The organism is Paenibacillus piscarius, assembly GCF_022234545.1.
GTDB lineage: Bacteria > Bacillota > Bacilli > Paenibacillales > Paenibacillaceae > Paenibacillus_AQ > Paenibacillus_AQ piscarius.
Genome location: NZ_JAIEUI010000001.1, coordinates 497,191 through 516,115, shown reverse-complemented (window position 1 = coordinate 516,115; position 18,925 = coordinate 497,191). Strand labels below are relative to the sequence as shown.

Annotated in this window: 24 protein-coding genes; 4 read left to right on the top strand and 20 right to left on the bottom strand. The window is 49.9% G+C overall.

Translation table 11 applies throughout. The features are described 5' to 3' along the window. Positions 1 to 112 precede the first annotated feature (112 nt). The 17 genes from K1558_RS02310 to K1558_RS02230 all read right to left on the bottom strand — a co-directional run bounded on the left by K1558_RS02310 (position 113) and on the right by K1558_RS02230 (position 10,592). Positions 113 to 388, bottom strand: a complete 276-nt coding sequence (locus K1558_RS02310; RefSeq protein WP_238649747.1) for a hypothetical protein — start codon at positions 386 to 388, stop codon at positions 113 to 115. 120 nt (positions 389 to 508) lie between these two features. After that, complete coding sequence (locus K1558_RS02305) at positions 509 to 712, bottom strand: hypothetical protein (RefSeq protein WP_238649746.1); 204 nt, start codon at positions 710 to 712, stop codon at positions 509 to 511. 16 nt (positions 713 to 728) lie between these two features. Further along, complete coding sequence (locus K1558_RS02300) at positions 729 to 1,127, bottom strand: hypothetical protein (protein WP_238649745.1); 399 nt, start codon at positions 1,125 to 1,127, stop codon at positions 729 to 731. 177 nt (positions 1,128 to 1,304) lie between these two features. Beyond that, positions 1,305 to 2,078 (bottom strand): hypothetical protein, encoded by a 774-nt coding sequence (locus K1558_RS02295; RefSeq protein WP_238649744.1) that lies wholly within the window; start codon positions 2,076 to 2,078, stop codon positions 1,305 to 1,307. 11 nt (positions 2,079 to 2,089) lie between these two features. Then, positions 2,090 to 2,437 carry a DUF7694 domain-containing protein gene (locus K1558_RS02290; RefSeq protein ID WP_238649743.1) on the bottom strand — a complete coding sequence of 116 codons (348 nt, stop codon included), beginning with the start codon at positions 2,435 to 2,437 and terminating at the stop codon, positions 2,090 to 2,092. An 11-nt stretch (positions 2,438 to 2,448) separates the two neighbouring features. Continuing rightward, positions 2,449 to 2,607: a DUF6906 family protein gene (locus tag K1558_RS02285; protein ID WP_238649742.1), complete on the bottom strand. Its 159-nt coding sequence runs from the start codon at positions 2,605 to 2,607 to the stop codon at positions 2,449 to 2,451. After that, the gene (locus K1558_RS02280) at positions 2,604 to 2,993 is read right to left on the bottom strand and encodes a hypothetical protein (protein ID WP_238649741.1); all 390 of its coding nucleotides are present in this window, start codon (positions 2,991 to 2,993) and stop codon (positions 2,604 to 2,606) included. Before K1558_RS02280 ends, K1558_RS02285 begins: the two co-directional genes overlap by 4 nt. Before the next feature lie 477 nt (positions 2,994 to 3,470). Continuing rightward, on the bottom strand, positions 3,471 to 4,274 hold the full coding sequence (locus K1558_RS02275) for a hypothetical protein (protein WP_238649740.1): 804 nt from the start codon (positions 4,272 to 4,274) through the stop codon (positions 3,471 to 3,473). A gap of 14 nt (positions 4,275 to 4,288) precedes the next feature. Further along, entirely contained in the window at positions 4,289 to 4,570 is a 282-nt protein-coding gene (locus K1558_RS02270; RefSeq protein ID WP_238649739.1) for a hypothetical protein, read from the bottom strand. Continuing rightward, complete coding sequence (locus tag K1558_RS02265) at positions 4,570 to 5,559, bottom strand: DUF3102 domain-containing protein (protein WP_238649738.1); 990 nt, start codon at positions 5,557 to 5,559, stop codon at positions 4,570 to 4,572. Before K1558_RS02265 ends, K1558_RS02270 begins: the two co-directional genes overlap by 1 nt. Then, positions 5,556 to 7,127, bottom strand: coding sequence for a PcfJ domain-containing protein (locus K1558_RS32970; RefSeq protein ID WP_238649737.1), 1,572 nt, complete (start codon positions 7,125 to 7,127; stop codon positions 5,556 to 5,558). The genes K1558_RS02265 and K1558_RS32970 overlap by 4 nt, the downstream gene beginning before the upstream one ends. A 13-nt stretch (positions 7,128 to 7,140) precedes the next feature. Next, positions 7,141 to 7,506: a hypothetical protein gene (locus K1558_RS02255; protein ID WP_238649736.1), complete on the bottom strand. Its 366-nt coding sequence runs from the start codon at positions 7,504 to 7,506 to the stop codon at positions 7,141 to 7,143. A 281-nt stretch (positions 7,507 to 7,787) separates the two neighbouring features. After that, on the bottom strand, positions 7,788 to 8,942 hold the full coding sequence (locus K1558_RS02250) for a hypothetical protein (protein WP_238649735.1): 1,155 nt from the start codon (positions 8,940 to 8,942) through the stop codon (positions 7,788 to 7,790). 117 nt (positions 8,943 to 9,059) lie between these two features. Beyond that, entirely contained in the window at positions 9,060 to 9,449 is a 390-nt protein-coding gene (locus K1558_RS02245) for a hypothetical protein (protein ID WP_238649734.1), read from the bottom strand. Further along, positions 9,439 to 9,843, bottom strand: coding sequence for a hypothetical protein (locus K1558_RS02240; protein WP_238649733.1), 405 nt, complete (start codon positions 9,841 to 9,843; stop codon positions 9,439 to 9,441). The genes K1558_RS02245 and K1558_RS02240 overlap by 11 nt, the downstream gene beginning before the upstream one ends. A gap of 81 nt (positions 9,844 to 9,924) precedes the next feature. Continuing rightward, entirely contained in the window at positions 9,925 to 10,278 is a 354-nt protein-coding gene (locus K1558_RS02235) for a hypothetical protein (RefSeq protein WP_238649732.1), read from the bottom strand. Between the two features lie 23 nt (positions 10,279 to 10,301). Then, positions 10,302 to 10,592, bottom strand: coding sequence for a helix-turn-helix domain-containing protein (locus K1558_RS02230; RefSeq protein ID WP_238650005.1), 291 nt, complete (start codon positions 10,590 to 10,592; stop codon positions 10,302 to 10,304). Here K1558_RS02230 and K1558_RS02225 point away from each other — a divergent pair. Continuing rightward, the gene (locus K1558_RS02225; protein ID WP_238650026.1) at positions 10,579 to 10,920 is read left to right on the top strand and encodes a hypothetical protein; all 342 of its coding nucleotides are present in this window, start codon (positions 10,579 to 10,581) and stop codon (positions 10,918 to 10,920) included. The two genes, K1558_RS02230 and K1558_RS02225, sit on opposite strands and share 14 nt — an antisense overlap. A gap of 249 nt (positions 10,921 to 11,169) precedes the next feature. On the opposite strand, the gene K1558_RS02220 is transcribed toward K1558_RS02225, so the two are convergent. After that, a complete protein-coding gene (locus tag K1558_RS02220) occupies positions 11,170 to 11,442 on the bottom strand; it encodes a hypothetical protein (RefSeq protein WP_238649731.1) in 273 nt (90 codons plus the stop codon). Between the two features lie 69 nt (positions 11,443 to 11,511). After that, complete coding sequence (locus K1558_RS02215; protein WP_238649730.1) at positions 11,512 to 11,700, bottom strand: helix-turn-helix transcriptional regulator; 189 nt, start codon at positions 11,698 to 11,700, stop codon at positions 11,512 to 11,514. A gap of 133 nt (positions 11,701 to 11,833) precedes the next feature. On the opposite strand from K1558_RS02215, the gene K1558_RS02210 reads away from it, so the two are divergent. From K1558_RS02210 to K1558_RS02200, 3 genes are all read left to right on the top strand, one after another. Then, a complete protein-coding gene (locus tag K1558_RS02210) occupies positions 11,834 to 12,460 on the top strand; it encodes a LexA family protein (RefSeq protein WP_238649729.1) in 627 nt (208 codons plus the stop codon). Between the two features lie 81 nt (positions 12,461 to 12,541). Further along, positions 12,542 to 13,723, top strand: coding sequence for a tyrosine-type recombinase/integrase (locus K1558_RS02205; protein WP_238649728.1), 1,182 nt, complete (start codon positions 12,542 to 12,544; stop codon positions 13,721 to 13,723). Between the two features lie 216 nt (positions 13,724 to 13,939). After that, on the top strand, positions 13,940 to 16,969 hold the full coding sequence (locus K1558_RS02200; protein ID WP_238649727.1) for a transglycosylase domain-containing protein: 3,030 nt from the start codon (positions 13,940 to 13,942) through the stop codon (positions 16,967 to 16,969). A gap of 63 nt (positions 16,970 to 17,032) precedes the next feature. Here K1558_RS02200 and acsA read toward each other — a convergent pair whose 3' ends face one another. Next, the gene (acsA, locus tag K1558_RS02195; RefSeq protein ID WP_238649726.1) at positions 17,033 to 18,757 is read right to left on the bottom strand and encodes an acetate--CoA ligase; all 1,725 of its coding nucleotides are present in this window, start codon (positions 18,755 to 18,757) and stop codon (positions 17,033 to 17,035) included. Positions 18,758 to 18,925 lie beyond the last annotated feature (168 nt).

The following is an 18,925-nucleotide window of genomic DNA, read 5'->3' as shown; positions in this document are numbered from 1 at the left end:
CCAACCGAGTCCTGCGGCGATAAGGGGCAGCAGGGACACCCGGACGATGTTGCCGTCCTATGTCCCTACTGTAAATCTGTTTTTGTATCAGAACAGTCTCAAGTTAGTATCATTATTGCACTGTCTCTCCATACTGTTCCTTATACGATTTTTTTAATTCCGCCAAGAAAGATTCTCTGTTCATGCGCGAAGTTATTAATTGAGAAAGAAGTTGTTTTTCTTCATCAATCTGCTTTTCATAGTATTCCTTAGCGCCGAACTTAGCCATTCTTTCTTGATAACCATCGATTCTGTCAGTTGTGGAACGCTCCATCATTAGCCATTCTGTAACTGATTTTTCCAGATCCAAGATTATCTGCATCATGTCGCTTTTGCTTCCAGTAATCATATTAATCACCTCCTGTCTGAGCAGGTTTTATTATAGAATATCCATTCAATTTTGGAAGTTATGTTTGTTATATTTGCTTATGAATTAAATGCATTGTACAGGTCTAACATAAAATGAATTTTAAATGATTTCGGCAAGCTTCAGATGATCGGCTATGGTTGCTACACCAACTCTTATTCGCCGGTTGATGGTAGCAGCGCTTGTGCTTGCGGTATATTTTAGTAAAGTAAGCTTATGCTTGCGGGCATTCACATAACGGTGTTTAATTATGTCCATTACCTCATCATCTTCAATTAGTTCAAATGCTCTATCGATTTCTCTCACCTTATGAGAAAAATCCTTAAATTCCTTCGACTCTAGATTCGTAAGAGACTCCTTCTTCTCGTAAACTCTGATTTTCCTTATCATTTTGGGATAATCCTTTAGTAGTTTCTTTGTGGCCACTTTGTCCGCCGCTGTCACACCCGGGAAGAACTCCATCTGCACCACCGCCCCCACAAAGACATTCCCCCTCTTTGTATACTCCAAACACTCCCCAAGCAAAGGTACGGATATTGGTTGAAATGAAGTACTTCATGTTAGGTGTGGTGAATCTCACAAATGCCTTGCCCCATCTAAGTACTTCTTGAATGACTACAGTATCACCGAGGCCATAGCCCTTAAAAAACCGTTCGCCTGCTGCAAGCGCCGCCTGGACTTCTTTCACCGACATTGGCTGGTCAGGTAGAGGCTTGGTCATTGTCCGGTTCTCCTTCTGTTATATTCAAATATGGGTGTTGGCTTCTTGGCCCCTACTGGAGCCGGATACTTGCGCCGGATCTCCTCCAGCTCTTCCGGAGATAGACGGGAGACTTTAATTTCTCCCTGCCCACCAGCTGCCCGCTCCGCCTCCTTGTCCTTGTCTGAAAAATGCCAGTTATTCATGAGCGTTACCCGAAAATCCAAGAGCATCAGCAATCGAATCAAACGTATTCTCTGCACAATCCCTTAGAATCGCTGTCAGCCATTCCATAATTTCCGATTTATCAGCTTCTGGAAGATCTTCGATGCAGACGGGCGGGCTAAAATCCTCTTCATCGTATTGATTCAGGTCACTGCATTGTTCAACAATCGCCTTTCTCTTACCAGGTTCAAACTCACTGCTTATCCTTGCTATGTTCTGTTGTGCCTCATATAACTCTAACCCTTTATCTTTAGAAATTTCGTCAGCCATCTTTTGAGCTGAATCACGGCTGAACTCCAACGCCTTAGAGTACAGTTCAAGTTTGCCTATTCGTTGTTGTCCCTCTTCTAACTGGTGTTCAAGAGCTTCCATCCTAAGCCGTACCGCTCCATAGGACATCAATACATCATCAATGATGCTGTCAGCGTCAATTGTAAGCGGGATTGATCCGCTATTCGTCCGGTGGAACAGTACCCGGTCTCCAGGGGATAGTATGACCTCTGTGCCATCCAGGAGCGGGAATACACCTTCCGGGCACTCCGCATAAGGATCAATGCTTTGCATCCACTTCCAGATATCCGCCGACAGCTCCATATTGTCGGTTGCCTCGGCGTACTGGAGCAGTGCCGAGCGGGCAGCAGCATCCTTGTCCGGCCGGAGAACGAAGCAAGCGCCCTCAACCTCAGCCCCTGACTCCCGGTGCAGAATACGGTATTTGTTATAGAGTCCTTTTTCAATATCGCTCATATAAGATCCCCCTAAACCATCAATTTGTCCGGCAGCGGTATACATACATGATGTGGCCGCCACAGGTGTAAGCAATACGGATGTAAATTGACATAATCGCTCTTTGCAGGGTGGAGCTGCATGACGGCTTCGCCATCCTCAAAAAACAGCTCTTTGATTTGCTGCATTTCATTCCAACGGGGGCACCGCTCCGCTGTACTTACACTCACATGGTCCCAACCGGCTCCGGTGCTTGCAATAACCTGGAATGTAAGGCGGGAGCCGGGGAGCTTGATTACAAACGCCCCGTTCTGATCATCTCCCCAGCCCGCTAAGGTGTCTCCAACCCTGAAATCATCTAAATGCTTGAGTATTCGCATATTCCCCCTCCTTACCTAGCCAACCCTAAGAATCTGCTTTTCCCGCTGTCCCGATGAACAATTACAATGCCCTTGGGGCTGATCCGCTCCACCAGCCAGTTTCTAGGATTCAGCTTGTTAGCCTGGATTACTTCCTTCTGCCGCCGTGTTGGCCGCTTCGTCTTCTTCATGCCATCGCCTCCCGCTGTTGGCAATCGTAGCAGCGCCAATTCTTTTGTCCCTCTGGACTTTGCATCCGAATAGCTTCGGTGTACGTTATGAGATCTGCATCATAGAGGCCCTGTGTCTGCTCCCCGCATTTGGAGCATAATCCTGTGATAAACTCCGCATCATCGTAATAGAGTAATGATTCATTAGCATCCATAACGATGCCTACCCGGTCACCGGATACTGTTTCCCTCAAAATCCGATAATCGTCAGCACTGAGCATCTGCTCCATTCCGTTCTCTTTGCCGTCCTCCTCTTCCATTAAGTCAATGACTCCCAATTCATGGACTGCCGATAATAACTTACTGATCAGTTCAACCTCTTCAAGATTCTGAACAAAGATTCTCATGCTTATCAGCTCCTCCTATCATTTAATTTCCAGAGGAACAGGACGGAGAACTGGTCCAGCTCCCGCGTCCATCTGTCCGCTGGAATATGCTTAAGCCTGTCGTATATGTCTCGGTAATCTATAATTTGGCATGGTGGCAGCTCCCGCTCCTCCGGGAAGAAAAAGAACATGGCCTCACCCTCTACTCTGCAAGCCGTAGTAATCGCGCTGTCTGTAAGGCAGTCAACGGCTTGAGACAATCGGTACGGTATGGCTGGGTGCTTACTGGCCTACGGCCGATCTCGATCTCATACCCCCATACCAAACCGGCTGGGTCAGTTGCAGCTTCAGTAATCATGACTTCGCGGCCAATTTTGTCAGGGTACAGCTTCGGCATGGTTTCGTGGCGCTTATCATTACGAATGATCTTGCACACTACGCCCGGACCATATTTGTCCTTAGATGCCGGTGGAGCGGGCGGAGAGAAAAAGAAGAACATCACGCCTCCACCACTTTCGACTCTACCGCCTTCCGTAACTGCAATGCACTGCGCTCCACTGACTCCACTGCATACTGTATCTCTTTGCTGACAGCACGGGATAATAGCATCTGTTCCAGCTCGTCCACCCAACCGTCTCCAAACCAGCCGTGACAGCCCGCTTGCTCGGCCAGCTTACGAAGTCGATCATATGCCGCTTGAGTCTTGTCAAAGCGTTCATTCTTCCGGCGGATCTCCGCAACTTCCTTTTCCATGTCGGCCAGCCGAACCGCGATTTTGTGCTTGTAGGATTCGGATAAATTATAGCGATTGACCTTATCCTTGATATAAGCTTCAATCTGCTCACGTTGATCTGAGAAAAACGGGTGCCGGTCATTGTCAAGGCGGTTCATGATGATGTACATGAGCATATTGGCCGGGATATCAACCAAGCGGTATACAGCCTTACGCTTCGTCAGTAAAGTCTCTTTCTCAGGATTGTAATAAATAAGCCCTACTTGCTCGGGCAGCTCCTCGGGCTTAATCAATCCCGCTGGGCAGACAAATGAAAACTCATGGCACAGCGGAAGGTATCCCATCCATTTATCATCTCGCAGGAAATCACTCCGGCTTACCTTGATTTCATATCCTGACAGGAGCGGCTTAGACCAGCTCTTTCGAATGGCCAGCGCATCGAGCTTAAGGTGGTGCCGCACAGACTGAGTAGGTCCGTCCTTCACCTCAGTCATAAAAAAGTCGTCCTTATGCCGGTCTGCGAGTGCTTTCTTAATCAAATCAGCCCTAACAGGCGCGGGCTTTGTCATGAAATCGCCCCTTTCTAAAATGCACTATTGAAAATCCGCTGTAGAAGCTGCCCCGCTCCCGGGAAGTAATTGTCCCGCTCCAAGATAGAGCGGTCATACCGGGCAAATACCCGGCTGTACTGGCTATCTTCGGCAATACACAGGTCAATCAGGTAATCTGCTGTCAGGGCGTAGTAATGGCTTATCTGCCCTGTATGGGTTGGATAGGAGTGGTACTGCCGCTGAAGCAGTACCACCTCACCCAGAAGCTTCTCAACATCTGATTGCTCGGAATCGGCTGCAAAGAAAATGAACATTATTCAGACCGTGATACGGCCGTGAGCAACTTTTGCATACGATCAATAGTGTCGGAAAGGATAGAGATGCATTTCGCTGCAATCTCAGCGTCCTTGTCTCTCAGAGTGGTAATAACACCAATGGATGCGTTAAAGCTATCCTGGAACCCTTTAGAATGAGCCTTGAACATGGCCGTCTCCTCACCGGTTGCGGATGCAGCCTTCTTCCGCAACGCCTCCAGCTCTGCAAGAACTTCAGGCGGTGTCTGATACTCGGTTACAGTAGTTACCTCTACTGGCTTGGCCTCCAGCTCCTCCTGAAGCTTCTTAACACGCTGCTGGTATTCAATCAGATCCTGCTCAGACTTGGAGAGGGTTTCCCGCAGGCTGTTAGCCTCCTCCTGCAGTTCGGCTGCCTTATCATCATCACCGGAAGCGGAAGCGGCTTGTGCAGCGTCAAGCTGCTCCTGTAAGCGCTGGACAATGACAGCATGGTCGGCCTGCTGCTTCTCTAGCTTCTCCCGGGCCTTCCGTTCTTGTTCTGCCGCCTTCTCAGCCTTGGCAGCGGCTTTCTCGGCAGCTTCCTTCTCCTTAATGGCCTGCTTCCGCTGTTTCACTGCTTCCTGAAGCTCCCGGGTAGACATCTCGGCAACATTTTGCTCAACAACAAATGACTCCCGCTCCGGTTCGGGTACGCCCAGCAAAGCCAGTGCTTGGGTTGGTGTTAAAATCTCAAACGTTTGGGATTTTAAGTTTTCTCCGAACATGTCAAGCTGCTGTGAACCATATCCATCAAAGATGGCCATCATATTGTTAGCCTGCGATTGCGAGAATCCAACATTATCAGCCAACCACTCACCAAATGCTCCATGTGGAAGCATCTTCTTGACCTCTGTCAGCTTCCTTCCAATCTCTACAGCCCCTTGAATGGCCGTCCGCTGAACGTGGTCACGAATACTGATAATCTCAATGGCAATGACTTCCGGTGTTCTCATAGATAATTGCGTCATACTGCTACCCCCTGCGGTTTATTGGATTTGGCTTTACGTGTTTTGACCTTAGGACTGAGTTTTTCTGCAACAAAGGCATTAACAAACTCTTCCACAAGTTTTGTTTTTTCCCGACTCTCTTTCCCGCCTTCGCATTGAAGCACTTTTCCATTTTTGACTTCCATTGTGTAATAAGGCTTGTCCGGTGCTGCGGTCTGCCGAATGAGGAAAATATCAGTTTTTCCGTTGGCGTAATCTTTGGTATAGTGACTGCCAACACAATGTTCAAGCGCTGCACCTTCGGCAAAGAGTTCTTCCTTAGATGCTGCTGGTCGAAGGAATAAGCCGAATTTTTCAAATTTGAATACTTCCAGATCAGGAAGCCGGGCTGCAATCAATCCGTTTAAAGCCTCATCAACTTTGACTTGTATTTTCTTCATCGTTTTTTGATGAGAACGATAAATGTTATTGGGGAATAGAATGTGATCCTGCTTAAGATTCATTCCTAACTCTTCGCATTCCCTGGTATAATCACGCCAAGCTACAAACAGCGCACTCCCTGTGCGATAGTTTTCACGCACCTCTGATTTTCCGTATTGCTTAACCAGATACTTTTTGATCTGAGGTGCGGTTGCAAGTTCGATCATTCTGCGAATTTCGCCGCTGTAGTATCCCTCCTCAAGATCCTTCATGACATAGGCTTCAACAAACGTGTAATTAAGGCCCTGACGATGGGAACGGTGATAGCAGTTAAGCACTTCTGGAGTGATAGTTACTCCGGAAGCTCTCATATCCTTAATTTCCCTTTTGCTAAGTCGGAGAACTTTCTCAGGCGTTTTACCACGCCAGTTTATAACGCCGTAAGTCTGGCCCGCTCCAAGTTTGGCTTCAACCACTCTTTGCAGGCCTACTTTCGTTAGGAATTCAATGCACTGATAATTTGCCGCAAGATCAAATATCCCGATGTAATCTAGATTGTCATATCTCTCCCAGGTACAGTATTGAAATGGGGTTCCTTTCACAGCAGCTCTGATACTGTGTTTGGCATGATAGCACGCTTTATAGTTCATGCTCATTGCCGCCTCAGAAAACACTTTTTTACATTCCTTGAAGGAGTTCTCTTCTTCAGGCCAGTACGCCCGGCGATACATTTTGCTATGCCCTGGCTCAAAAAGATACATCGCAATAACCTTGAACTCTGTTTCTGTTTCTCGGTAATCTCCCGTGTAGTTTCTCTTTAGGTAATATCCTTGGGCAATAATTGCGTCAGGGTTAATCTCAGATTTCATGTAGTAGAGCAGATATGCTTCATCAATCAAGGTTGATCTTCCGAGTCCGTTTGCCTTAACTTGGCAGAGCCATCCGCACTTTTTACATTTGACACTGTCTTTATGTTTAAGGTTTTCAGTCACATACTCTTCTTTACAATGAGTGCAGAATCCAAACTGTATTCCTTTGACTCTTCTCGTAAACAAATAGCAACTCCACTCAAGGACTTGATTTGTGGCGTAATCCTGAATTTCATCACTGATAACATTAGGGAAATGGGCTTTAAATACGGAAAAATCAGAATATTTGTTATCTGCCACAGTAGCCCCCTCCTTACAGATCGCCAAACAGATCAGAAATATCCAGGCCGATAGCTGGCTGCGGAGTCGCCGGAGCCGCTGGCGGTACAGGAACTGGCTGCACCGCAGGAGCGTGAACCGCATCACCCTGGATGCCGAAATACTTACGCACCTCCGCATAGCCCTCTTCATCGGTGAAATAATTCCTCCGAGCTTTATTCGCTGCCGATTCCATTGCGGAGCAGCTCTTTACAATCGTTTTATCAGCAGCAAGGACCTTTTCAACAGCAGCCGGGTTCACCGCGATTACCTGAAGCAGATAGTTCCCAACCTGCTGAACCATCCCGTTCTCCTTGTTTGCTTCCATCTCCGTTTTCAACTTCGCAACCGCTTGTTCCATCCCTGTTACCTCCCATATCCACGGCTCTACCGTGTGTAAATTGAGTCGGGCACCGCACTGGCGGCACTCGCGGATCATTGTGTGATCAATTATCATCAGCTTGCCGCGCCCTGAAGCGCAGCAGAAGCAGTATCCCGGGACCTCCCGTAAGGGTATGAGTGCTGTAAGCTCAGAACATTTAGGGCATTTGCTGACGGGCTTCCCGGCTTTTACAGCATCTTTGGGCCTACCTTCCCAGCCGCAGCTGCAGCGGTGTCTCCCAGGGGCGCGTAATAGGTAGCTCATCGGCCAGCCGCCTCCCTGGCGCGGATCTTCTCTGCCTTTATCTCAGCAGCCCTTTGCATCATGGCATCAAATTCCGATGTTGTAGGCGTTCCAGCCTTTCCATCGTCCTGTACAATCGGGATTTCCTCTTTTTGATGGCCGTACCTGCCCCCGCCGCCGGAACCCTTATTCCCCGTTGCTGTCTTCTTCGACTCTTTCATAGCAAGGAGCAACTTCGGGTACTTCTCCCGAAACGTCTCTCCGCTGAGAACGTTTCGCTTCCAAAACGAGTCCTTGACTACCCAATCCATGACATCTGCAATCTGCTGGATGTCGCTCTGCTTGTCCAGTTCAACCAACTTGCGGAAATCGTCCGCCCAGCTTTGTAGGTTCGCCCGGGGTACCAAAGTTTCCACGCCTTCGGATTTAGCCAGCTTATCAAGCCGTTCCTTGAACCCGGTGGCCATCCGAAAATACAAGCTATCGGCCGCATATTCTGGCTTTTTCCGCCCTTTTGAACCCTTTTTACCCGGTTTTCCCGGTTTTTCGGACTCATCCGGCGCTGCCGATTTTTCGACGGTCGGCCTCGATTTCTGGTTTTGTTCTTGATTTTGATCTGCATCACCGTATATTTTTAAATCTTTATTTAGTTCTAAATCTATATCTATATCTATATCTAAATCTTTATCTATAGAGCGGACATCTGTTGGAACTCCTTCGGATGTCCCCGGACTGTCCAAGGGATGTCCGACGGACTTCTCTTGGACATCCGACAGACCTTCCTTCTTAAGTCGCTTCTTTTCCCGAGCTTCCCTCTTACGTTCAGCATCCTGTTTCTTGGACTCTATGATCTGCCCTCCGATCTTGAACCAGTTGGCAATCTCGCGCCCCGCCTGGGTTTCAATGACATACCCCGCATCTACCAGCGCTCTCATGAGTACCTGGGGTTCGCCGTCAAAGCTCACAGCGTCAGCGATGTCAATATCTTGGTATTTGCTGATGTCTCCGTCCTGCGCCCAGTCCAGCACCCACCACCAAAGCATATGCAGCGTACCTACTGCGGCGGGGGTACTCAGCCCTGTTGAACGGCAAAATCGCCGTGTTATGGGGTCCCGATCTGTCGCTTGATAGCTCTTGATCCACAACCTTGGGGCTTCTGTTGACTCACTCAATTGCTACTCACCGCCTCCTGCACGGACAATGCATGGACAGGCTGCGGACATCCGCGCGTTGTCCGGTTGTTATCCGATGGATGTCCGCAGGACGTCCGCCAGACATGCAACATGTCCTTACTGCCAATATTGCCGACCGTCTCCGGCCGTGTAGTAAAGGTAAAGCTCCGCTTGCTTCCGTGCCTTCCAATCTCTGCCCTCCACCGTCTCGTCTGCCCAATGATGGCAGCTCCCGTTATCATTGCGGGGACCACATAGGACAACCACGTTCCAGGGTGCCCTGCCTGTCCCATATTGGGAAGCATTGAGCATATGGCAGCGCTCAAACCGGAATCTTGGAACGCTGCACCTGCAATGCTCACAGACCGTGTACCCGGCCTCGCTGGCCCGGCGGTAGATCTCTTTATCCACCTTGGCCGTAATGGCTGTCTCTTGCCCCTGCTTGCGCTTTCCGCGCTTGTAGACAGGTTTTGGTACCGGATGAAACCCGAAAGGGTTATCCATCATATCCGCCTCCTGTATGCATGTCTTGACGTATTCGCAAACGCAATTCATACATTTTCTGTTTGAGTGCATCAAGCTCGTTTTGCCAGAACATCTTACGTTCCAAGGCTTCGGCTTCAAACTCACGAAGCTCCATAACGGCCAATTCCGCAGCAAGGGTCTTGTCCCCTCGCGCAGCATCCCTTTTTGTACGAGCATGCGTATTCTTACGGGCTGCGTAGATTTTAGCGTGGTCTCCATCCATCTGAGCGGACACTCGGCCCATCAGCATATGTGCCGCGGTCAACAAACGCAGAACTTCAACCATTGCACCTGGAGCATCTTCGGAGTATGCCTCCGCTTGTTTGCGCAGCTTCTTGGATTCATCAATATGCCATTTCAGTTCAGCATCAGTCATAAGCGTTGCACCGAAGCTGCATCGACCAGATAGAGCGCATCCTGTACACGTTTAACCTCTGAAGCTATCTCCTCGCTTGCTTCACCGTGAACCTTCACGAAATCTGCCTGCTGAGCATAAAGGACGTTGAGCTGCTTCCGCAGGCTGGCCCGTTGCTCCAAGAGTGCTGGGGTTAATTGCTGTCTCGCCATTGCCATCCTCCTTGATCAATGGTAATGTGGTCTTAATTGTGATTTTCCAACTTTTGAACGGCTGTCCGGCTCCTACCCCGGACGGCCGTTTTCCGTCTGCCAGATACAACAACCCTTGGTAGTTGCGATAAGCCTTATCAGCATTGGCAGCAGCCTGGGTTAACCCCTCAGCCTCTGCCTGGTCACGCAAGGTCAGGAACATCACGCAAACATTGCGGATCATATTTATCGTCATTTTCATCATCCATCCCCCTTATTGTTAGTAGATTAAATAAATTCTGAAGTACCAAGTGCGTTTGCAATTTTCTGAATATTCCTGAACGATAAACCTATGTCTCGATTGAAAATTCCGTAGATTGTACTCGCCGGCACTCCACTTTCTTTGCTGAGCCGATACCGCGTCCATCCTTTTTGCTTTAAAATTTTGTTTAGACGATCCGACAAGCTTTCATCCTGCACCTGTATCACCTCCTTTCCAAAAATCTCCTGTGCCTTTAGAATGAGAGTTATCCAGACTTCAAATCTTATGGAAGGAGGTGTTATATTGAACCCATACATGTTTGTAATAAATGCCATACCCGCCCCATCAAACAAAGACTGTGAAGATATTGCCGGTGCGAGAGTTCACATCTGGGTTATCTCCGAAGATAAGGAAAGTGCTAAAATCCGGGCCTTGGATTACATTACAAAATATCTTTGGGAGGTAAAAAATGTTGAATACGAATTTGAGATTCAGCAAGAGCTGATTCAGAAGTTGGGTGAAGATGAACTTCGCTTATATCAAAAGGCTCTTCTTTATGGGATAGCTGCCGATTTCCTCGCTCATCCAAGGATTCCGGGGAACCCTGACGATCCAGCGGTAAAGAGAAGGCTTGATCTCCCTTAGTATCATTGCTTTTCGATTGATCAATGACCGCAGAATGTTGAGCGGTCTTCTTTTTGTTAGACTGGCGTCTTTTCATGGTTTGCTTTACCTCCTTTCCGCTGAGGGTTCTGCCTTGATACGACTCAATGATTCACCTCCTATGAATAGAATTGGTATATGTGATTATGATGGTGATGAATTTCCTTAGGCTGTTCATCAAGCCATAATTCTAAAAACTTTCGCGTCTACCCACGCTTTTTTTTATTTTTATTACCAGCTTGAAACGATTTCTTCGATTGCTTTCAACGTAGGTTGCGCTAACCACCAGCGCTTACGTTGCTTTTTCCGTTCGTACATCCGCACACGCGGATCGGATAATATCTCGTCTTCCAAGTAGCGAACCGACATGGATGTCAATTCCGCTATTTTGTTAATATCCATTAGTAATAATTGCTGATGAACTTGCTTGCTGATCTGTTCTTCGATAATCCGTGCGATTGCTTGCTGATCGACTTCTATGTTTACTGTAGCGGCGGGAATCATTTTTCCACCTCGCTTCACCTCTAAGATAAAATCAAAAAAACAACTTTAAGTGGATGTCAACTCAAAAAATTAACCCGACGCATTAATTGCGTTAATATCCACCTCATACAACGCAGACAGCGCGTAAATGACAAGCTCTTTTGGACGTTTGCGTTCCCAATTAATAACTGTATATCGAGATACTCCGAGCCGATCTGCTACATCCTGCTGAGTCCATCCTTTATTTACGCGCAAAGCTTCTAAAGTCCACTGGGTCATTTTCAATCACCTCCTTGCACATTAACTATAATCCACTTAAAGTTGTTTATAAATACCCAAAGTTGATTTATTTATCATATTATGTTGATTTTATCAACATTAAGTGTATAATAATCATTATGGGAGTGATGAAATGTATAAGAGCCAGCGGCAAATTTTCGCAGATAATCTCGTAAAATTATTAGATTCTAAAAAGATTGATCAGAGGGACTTAGCAGAAAAAATAGGTGTAAGCACTCAGGCCGTGTCAAGCTGGGCGACTGGTATCAAATACCCGCGAATTGATAAAATTCAGAAAATCGCTGATTATTTAAACGTCCCGAAGTCAGCGTTAATGGATGATGTTCCAACAAATTTAATCCCATACTCACCTCAAACTGTCCCTGTCCCTATCTTAGGGGTAATAGCTTGCGGAGATCCGATTCTCGCAGATGAAAACATACAGGGGTATCGCTATGAATCGCCTGATTCTCTGCCGGCAGGGAATGTCTTCTATTTAGAAGCGAAAGGAGATTCCATGTCTCCGACCATCCCCTCCAAGTCTCTGGTTTTGGTGCGCGAGCAGCCTGAAGTAGAATATGGGGAGATCGCTGCTGTATTAGTCAATGGGGATACAGAAGCTACATTAAAACGCGTGAAGAAACAAGGAGACATTGTCATGCTTATGCCTGACAATCCAGATCACGAGCCTATTATTATCACGAAGGACAACCCTGCTCGAATCATAGGAAAGGCTATACGTTACACGCAAGAATTGTAAGTTCTAGCTTCCCGGTCAAACGACCGATTAATATAAACCAGCCCCAGACAGCGTCTACCCACGTCCAAAGGGATGGTAACTATGAAATTGCATAAGACGAAGATTGACGATGAGATTTATTATTATTTGTTGGGGTCTGGCGATAAACGCTACATGTACCGGCACAAGTATTATGACGACGCTGGCAAGCGCAAGGAAAAGAAGCAAAGTTCATTCTTAACGGATAAGGACGCGTTGAAGGCATTAATAGAGGTCAAGGCAACGCTGATGCGGGGGCAGGTCAAACAAGTCGAACACAGTCAACTGACTGTGGAAAAGTGGTTGGATATGTGGTTTGAGACTTACCGCGACTCTTGGAAGGTCACCTCCCGGAAGCAAAGAGAAGATGCAATCGAACATCAAATGAAACCGTTGTTGGGAAAATACAAACTGAATGAGTTGGATAAAACAACATACATTCGAGCTTACATCAAGCCCCTTCAAGCAAAGTACAAACCGAGGACGGTGGCCCTGTTTCATCGCTTGTTTAAGATCGCAATCAATGCTGCCGTTGAGGATGAAATCCTGCCAAGGAATCGCTTCAGCAAAATTAATCTTGAGGTCAACGACGACTTGGACAATGTTTTAACAGCGCAGGAATTGAGTGTGTTTCTTAAGGCGGCTGAGCAAGAAAACATCACCAACTACACAATGTTGATGCTTCTTGCTTATTCAGGAATCCGCAAGGGAGAGGCGATGGCGCTCAGATGGAAAAACATTGATTTTGAGCGATCAACTTTGACTGTCGAAGCCACGCGAGATATACATGGATATCGTCCGCCAAAGACTAGACGCAGTTTTCGCACTGTTCCAATCGATGCGCTTCTAATCAAGCAATTGGCCACTTATCAAAAATGGTGCGTAGAAACCAAGTTCGCTTATGGAATGAAGCTCGACAAGATGAATGATTTTATCTTTATTTCGTTCCAGGACGGACAACCTGTAGCCGGAAACATAACGTTCTATTCTTTCAAACGGATATTTGACAAACTGAAGAAACAGGGCGTCGAAATCAAACCTATATCTGCTCACGGACTTCGACACACTCATGCAACGCTTTTAATTAATCAGGGTATTCCAGTGCAAACTATCGCCGACCGCTTAGGCAATACACCCGATATGATTCTTAATATCTATGCTCATTCCTTCAAGGAGTTCGAGATGAAGGCAGTCTCCGCTTTCAATGAAAGTCTTACGAGTGGGGCTAATGTTGGGGCTAACTAGGAATCACAAAGCGCTAGACGGCTATACTATTGGGGTTTTAGACTTGTCGAGTTCTACAACCGTTAAGATTCAGCCTTGTGCCGAATCTGCTCCAAGCTCCCGGATTTCTCCGGGAGCTTTTTCTTTTGCCCGGAATCAAAAATCCTCTGCAGCGAAGCGCATTCAAAACCGCCAAATTGTGCTATAATAGTTCCGTTAAAAGGAGGATTATCGTCGATGGTTGAGGAGAATAAAAAGAAGACCGCAAAACAGCGTCCACCTCGCAGATCCTGGCTCCGCAGATTCGGTTCGGTTGTGAAATGGATGTTCATACTCGGTATACTCGGCTTGCTGTTTGCCGGCGGTGCCGTTGCAGGCTATGTTACTTCCATTGTAAAGGACGATCCGGTCCGCACCGAGGAATTCATCCAGCAGCAAGTGGGACTGAACGCTGTCACCGGTTTTGCTTATTTCAGCGACGGACAGCCGATAGGCCAGCTCCGGACTGAAGAAGACCGCAGGTTAATTGAATTCAACGATATACCGCAGCTTGTGATTGATGCCGTCCTCGCCATAGAGGACAATGATTTCTACGAACATAAGGGTGTAGATGTCAGCGGTACCCTGCGGGCCGTCAAGCAGAAGCTGCTTAATGAATCCGTGCAGACCGGGGGCAGTACGCTGACCCAGCAGCTTGCCCGGCGCGTGTTCCTGAATCTTGATGTCACAGAAGACCGCAAGGTGAAGGAGATTCTGCTGTCGCTGCGGCTGGAGCGCTTCCTGTCCAAACAGGAGATCCTGACCGCCTATCTGAACAAGGTCCCGTTCGGGAACGGCTCCAACGGCTATAATGTATACGGCATCAAGGCTGCCGCCAAAGGCATCTTCGGCGTGAATGATCTGGAGAAGCTGAATGTAGCCCAAGCCGCTTACCTGGCTGGCCTGCCGCAGCTTCCCTCCAAATATTCCGCGTTCACCGGCGTGGGCGAATTCAACGAGACTGCCTTCGGGCGGGCCATTAACCGCCAGAAGCTGGTATTGCGGCGGATGCTGGAGGAGAACAAGATCACCACCTCCCAGTACAATGAAGCGCTGCAATTCGATATCAAGAGCTCGCTCGCTCCACATACGAAGAAGGCCTATGCCACCTTCCCTTACCTAATGATGGAGACCGAACGCAAGGCATCCGAGATTCTGCTGAAGCTTAACGAAGAGGCCGCAGGCAAGACCGGGAGTTCAACCGATTCGGCCCAGCGTCTGGAGGAAGCCCGCCAGCAGCTGATGACCGGCGGCTACCGGGTGTACACGACCATTGACAAGAAAGTGTACAGTGCGATGCACAGCATCTCCGAAGACAGCAGCAACTTCACCAAGGACAGCAAGGCCAGAGGCAAGGAGCAGACGGCCGGGATTCTGATCAATAACAAGACCGGGGCAATCCTCGGCATGATTGAAGGGCGCGACTTCAACATCGAGCAGATGAACTACGCCACCCAGATGATCCGTCAGCCGGGCTCCACCATGAAGCCGATCGCTGCCTATCTGCCGGCGCTGGATGCGGGATTGATTCAGCCCGCCGGAATTCTGGATGATGCGCCGATGATCATGAAGGACGGGGGCAAGGGCTATCATATCCCCAAGAATGCCAATAACCGCTATCAGGGTCTCGTCACTGCCCGTTATGCGCTGAACAAGTCACTGAACCTGCCTGCCCTGAAGCTTTTTAATGAGAAGGTGGGTATTGAGAAGGCCTGGGCCTTCACGAAGAAGCTGGGCATCACTACCCTCCAGGAGGATGACTATAACGCCAAGACAGGGGTTATCGGGGGACTGCGGTACGGGGTGACGGTTGAAGAATTGACTAATGCCTATTCCTCTATCGCCAATCAGGGCGCTTTCAATGACGCCTATATGATCGAGAAGATTGTTGACTACCAGGGTAAAATCGTCTACCAGCATAAAGTGAATCCCGAGCAGGTCTTCTCCCAGCAAACCGCTTATCTGATGACCGATATGATGCGCACGGTAATCACAGACGGTACCGCAAGCACCGTCAAGCGGAACTACAAGCACTTCAAGGATGTGCCGATTGTCGGCAAAACCGGCTCTACCCAGAACTACGGGGATGTCTGGTTCATGGGCTACACCCCCGATGTTACGCTGGGCATGTGGGTCGGCTACAAGGAGCAGATCAATACCCTGCAGGGCGATACGCAAAAACGCCAGGCGCAGACGTTGTGGACCAAGGTGATGAATACCTTGATTGACAAGCGCCCTGAGCTGTTCACAACCAAGGAATTCGCCAAGCCGGAAGGCATTGTCAAAGCTACGGTATCTGCGTACAGCGGCAAGAAGCCCTCCTCTCTGACGGACCGGTTCACCACTGATCTGTTCAACGCCAAGTTCGTTCCTACAGAGAGCGACGACGGCATCACGAAGGCTAAATATATCACTTATAACGGGGTGAACTATATTCCCCTGGAAGGCACTCCCGAGGACTTCCTGAAGGAGAAGATCGTGGTTAAGCGGGATAAGCCGATTCAGGAGCTGGTCAAAGAGCTGCTGGCCGCCTTCCCTGCCATGAAGTCGCATGAGTCGCTCTCCTATTATATGCCGGCAGACGCCAAGACGGACTATCCGACTGAGGTTGATCCGCGGGTGGATGACGGCAAGGCGCCGACGCCTCCCGGTGAAGTCATAGTCTCCTACAGCACAGGCAAAGCTGTGGTTACCTTCACCCCAAGCGGCTCGCCCGATGTGGTCGGCTACCGGCTGTACCGTTCCCTTAACGGAGGCGCGTTCCAGAAGCAGGCTGTCCTCTCCGCCGGAGAGAGCACCGTCTTCCGGCCGGGAACGCCGGCCAGTGCGGGTGCCACCTTCTATGTCGCAGCAGTCGACGTAGCGGGGCATGAAGCAGCCTCCGGCAGCGTGGCCGGCGGCGCGCAGCCTACTCCGGAGCCTACCCCTGCTCCGGAGCAGACACCGGAGACTCAGCCTACGCCGGAGGGCGGCATTCTCCCGGAGAACACTGAGGATCCGGGAATGATTATTGTCGAGCCGCCGGGCAGCGGGAACGAGTCCACGCCCCTTGGCGGCACCAATGCAGCCGGGAATACCGGCAACGTGAACGGCAACGCCAGCGGCAACACCGGGGGCAGCAAAGGAAGTAATGCAACCCGCGGGACAGGGAGCAACACCGCCGGTAACGCCGGCGGCAGCAAAGGAAGCAACGCCGCCGGAACTCCCGCTGCTAATACCGGCAGATAAGCAGCACAGCAGTAAGCCCGTTCCCCAGAAGAGGGGAACGGGCTTTTTGGTTAGCATATAAGATTAGTCCTCGATTGTAGATAAATCGCCTGCCGGAAGATGCAGCTCCCAGGCCTTCAGGACGCGGCGCATGATTTTGCCGGACCGGGTCTTGGGGAGCTTATCCTTGAATTCAATCTCGCGCGGGGCAGCGTGGGCAGACAGCCCTGCCTTGACGAAGGCGGCGATCTCCTCCTTCAGCTCAGCTGTCGGAGCATATCCGTCGCGCAGCGAGATGAAGGCCTTAATAATCTCGCCCCGCATTACATCGGGCTTGCCGATGACCCCTGCCTCTGCTACGGCCGGATGCTCCACCAGCTTGCTCTCCACCTCGAACGGCCCGATCCGTTCCCCTGAGGAATTGATGACATCATCAATCCGGCCCTGGAACCAGAAATAGCCGTCCTCATCCATATAGGCGGAATCCCCGGAGATGTACCAGCCGGGAATGCGGAAGTATTCGTCATACTTCGCCTGATTGTTCCATACCTTAGCCATCATGGACGGCCAGGGCGTACGGATGGCCAGATTCCCCATAGAATAAGGCGGCAGCACATTGCCGCGGTCATCGAGAATCGCAGCCTCGATCCCCGGCAGCGGGCGTCCCATGGAGCCTGGCTTGATGGCCATTCCCGGATAATTGCAGATCAGCTGGGCACCGGTCTCGGTCATCCACCAGGTATCATGAATCCGCTGATTATAGATTTTATCGCCCCACCGTACGACCTCCGGATTAAGCGGCTCCCCGACAGACAGCACATGGCGCAGACTGCTCAGATCGATGCCCTCCAGGCTCTCCTTGCCCGCTCCCATCAGCATCCGGAAGGCCGTGGGCGCACTGTACCATACGGTGACCCCGTACCGCTCAATGGTCTTATACCAGTCATGAGGGCTGAAGCGGCCGCCCCTGATTACATTGGTCACCCCATTCAGCCAGGGGGCAAAAATGCCGTAAGACGTTCCGGTCACCCAACCGGGGTCGGCAGTGCACCAATACACATCATCCGGCCGCAGGTCCAGTACTACGTTGCCGGTATAATAATGCTGAATCATGGCTCTCTGCACATGGTAGATGCCCTTGGGCTTGCCGGTGGAGCCGGAGGTATAATGCATAATCAGACCGTCATCCAGGCCCAGCCACTCGGGCTCCAGCTCTGCGGAGGCTTCGTTCATTTCGGCTGCATATTCCAGCAGCCCGGGATCGCCTTCGGCAGAGCCGCCCACCAGGATAATATGGCGCAGCCCGGGAAGCTGGTCCCGCTTCACCCGGTGCAGCAGCTCAGGTGTCGTCACCAGCGCGACTGCTCCGCTGTCCTCAAGGCGGTCCTTGACCGCCGTCTCCATAAAGGCCTCGAACAGCGGCCCGGCCACTGCCCCCGTCTTCAGAATGCCCAGCAGGCTGATGTACAGCTCAGGCGTACGCGGCATGAAGATGAAGACCCGGTCGCCTTTGCCGATGCCGTACTTGCGCAGTACATTGCCGAACCGGTTCGAGCGTTCCCGCAGATCAGCGAAGGTATAGCGCTCCTCGCGCACTGCATCGCTATAGATCAGCGCCGTAGCCCCTCCCCGTCCCTCCTGCACATGACGGTCTACGGCCTCGTGCGCCATATTCACCTTGCCGGTCTCATACCAGGAGAAGCGTCTCTCGATGTCCTCCCACCGGAATTCCTCAACTGCCCGGGAATACTCCGCCATATTCGCATGCTGTACGCGGCCCGGCAAAATTTCACTGTGGACTTGCCCCATTCCTCTTGCCTCCCCTACTGGTTTGCTTTAAGCTTTAAGGGTAAGAATCTGATTCCATACGCTAGAGTTATGCACTGCTGTCAATGTTGCAATTGTGAATATTCCGTGTCGGAATCAGTATATCACAGGAAGCGGTTACATTCCATATTATAGTGAACCGGAGGGAAC

What these genes read in the sequence shown, in the direction of transcription:
- K1558_RS02270 (WP_238649739.1), bottom strand. Translation starts at nt 4,570, where the DNA reads ATGTTCATTTTCTTTGCAGCCGATTCCGAGCAATCAGATGTTGAGAAG.
- K1558_RS02240 (WP_238649733.1), bottom strand. Translation starts at nt 9,843, where the DNA reads ATGACTGATGCTGAACTGAAATGGCATATTGATGAATCCAAGAAGCTG.
- K1558_RS02285 (WP_238649742.1), bottom strand. Translation starts at nt 2,607, where the DNA reads ATGAAGAAGACGAAGCGGCCAACACGGCGGCAGAAGGAAGTAATCCAG.
- K1558_RS02255 (WP_238649736.1), bottom strand. Translation starts at nt 7,506, where the DNA reads ATGGAACAAGCGGTTGCGAAGTTGAAAACGGAGATGGAAGCAAACAAG.
- K1558_RS02230 (WP_238650005.1), bottom strand. Translation starts at nt 10,592, where the DNA reads ATGTATGGGTTCAATATAACACCTCCTTCCATAAGATTTGAAGTCTGG.
- K1558_RS02295 (WP_238649744.1), bottom strand. Translation starts at nt 2,078, where the DNA reads ATGAGCGATATTGAAAAAGGACTCTATAACAAATACCGTATTCTGCAC.
- K1558_RS02265 (WP_238649738.1), bottom strand. Translation starts at nt 5,559, where the DNA reads ATGACGCAATTATCTATGAGAACACCGGAAGTCATTGCCATTGAGATT.
- K1558_RS02215 (WP_238649730.1), bottom strand. Translation starts at nt 11,700, where the DNA reads ATGACCCAGTGGACTTTAGAAGCTTTGCGCGTAAATAAAGGATGGACT.
- K1558_RS02300 (WP_238649745.1), bottom strand. Translation starts at nt 1,127, where the DNA reads ATGACCAAGCCTCTACCTGACCAGCCAATGTCGGTGAAAGAAGTCCAG.
- K1558_RS02290 (WP_238649743.1), bottom strand. Translation starts at nt 2,437, where the DNA reads ATGCGAATACTCAAGCATTTAGATGATTTCAGGGTTGGAGACACCTTA.
- K1558_RS02210 (WP_238649729.1), top strand. Translation starts at nt 11,834, where the DNA reads ATGTATAAGAGCCAGCGGCAAATTTTCGCAGATAATCTCGTAAAATTA.
- K1558_RS02275 (WP_238649740.1), bottom strand. Translation starts at nt 4,274, where the DNA reads ATGACAAAGCCCGCGCCTGTTAGGGCTGATTTGATTAAGAAAGCACTC.
- K1558_RS02235 (WP_238649732.1), bottom strand. Translation starts at nt 10,278, where the DNA reads ATGATGAAAATGACGATAAATATGATCCGCAATGTTTGCGTGATGTTC.
- K1558_RS02280 (WP_238649741.1), bottom strand. Translation starts at nt 2,993, where the DNA reads ATGAGAATCTTTGTTCAGAATCTTGAAGAGGTTGAACTGATCAGTAAG.
- K1558_RS02205 (WP_238649728.1), top strand. Translation starts at nt 12,542, where the DNA reads ATGAAATTGCATAAGACGAAGATTGACGATGAGATTTATTATTATTTG.
- acsA (WP_238649726.1), bottom strand. Translation starts at nt 18,757, where the DNA reads ATGGGGCAAGTCCACAGTGAAATTTTGCCGGGCCGCGTACAGCATGCG.
- K1558_RS02220 (WP_238649731.1), bottom strand. Translation starts at nt 11,442, where the DNA reads ATGATTCCCGCCGCTACAGTAAACATAGAAGTCGATCAGCAAGCAATC.
- K1558_RS02200 (WP_238649727.1), top strand. Translation starts at nt 13,940, where the DNA reads ATGGTTGAGGAGAATAAAAAGAAGACCGCAAAACAGCGTCCACCTCGC.
- K1558_RS02245 (WP_238649734.1), bottom strand. Translation starts at nt 9,449, where the DNA reads ATGATGGATAACCCTTTCGGGTTTCATCCGGTACCAAAACCTGTCTAC.
- K1558_RS02310 (WP_238649747.1), bottom strand. Translation starts at nt 388, where the DNA reads ATGATTACTGGAAGCAAAAGCGACATGATGCAGATAATCTTGGATCTG.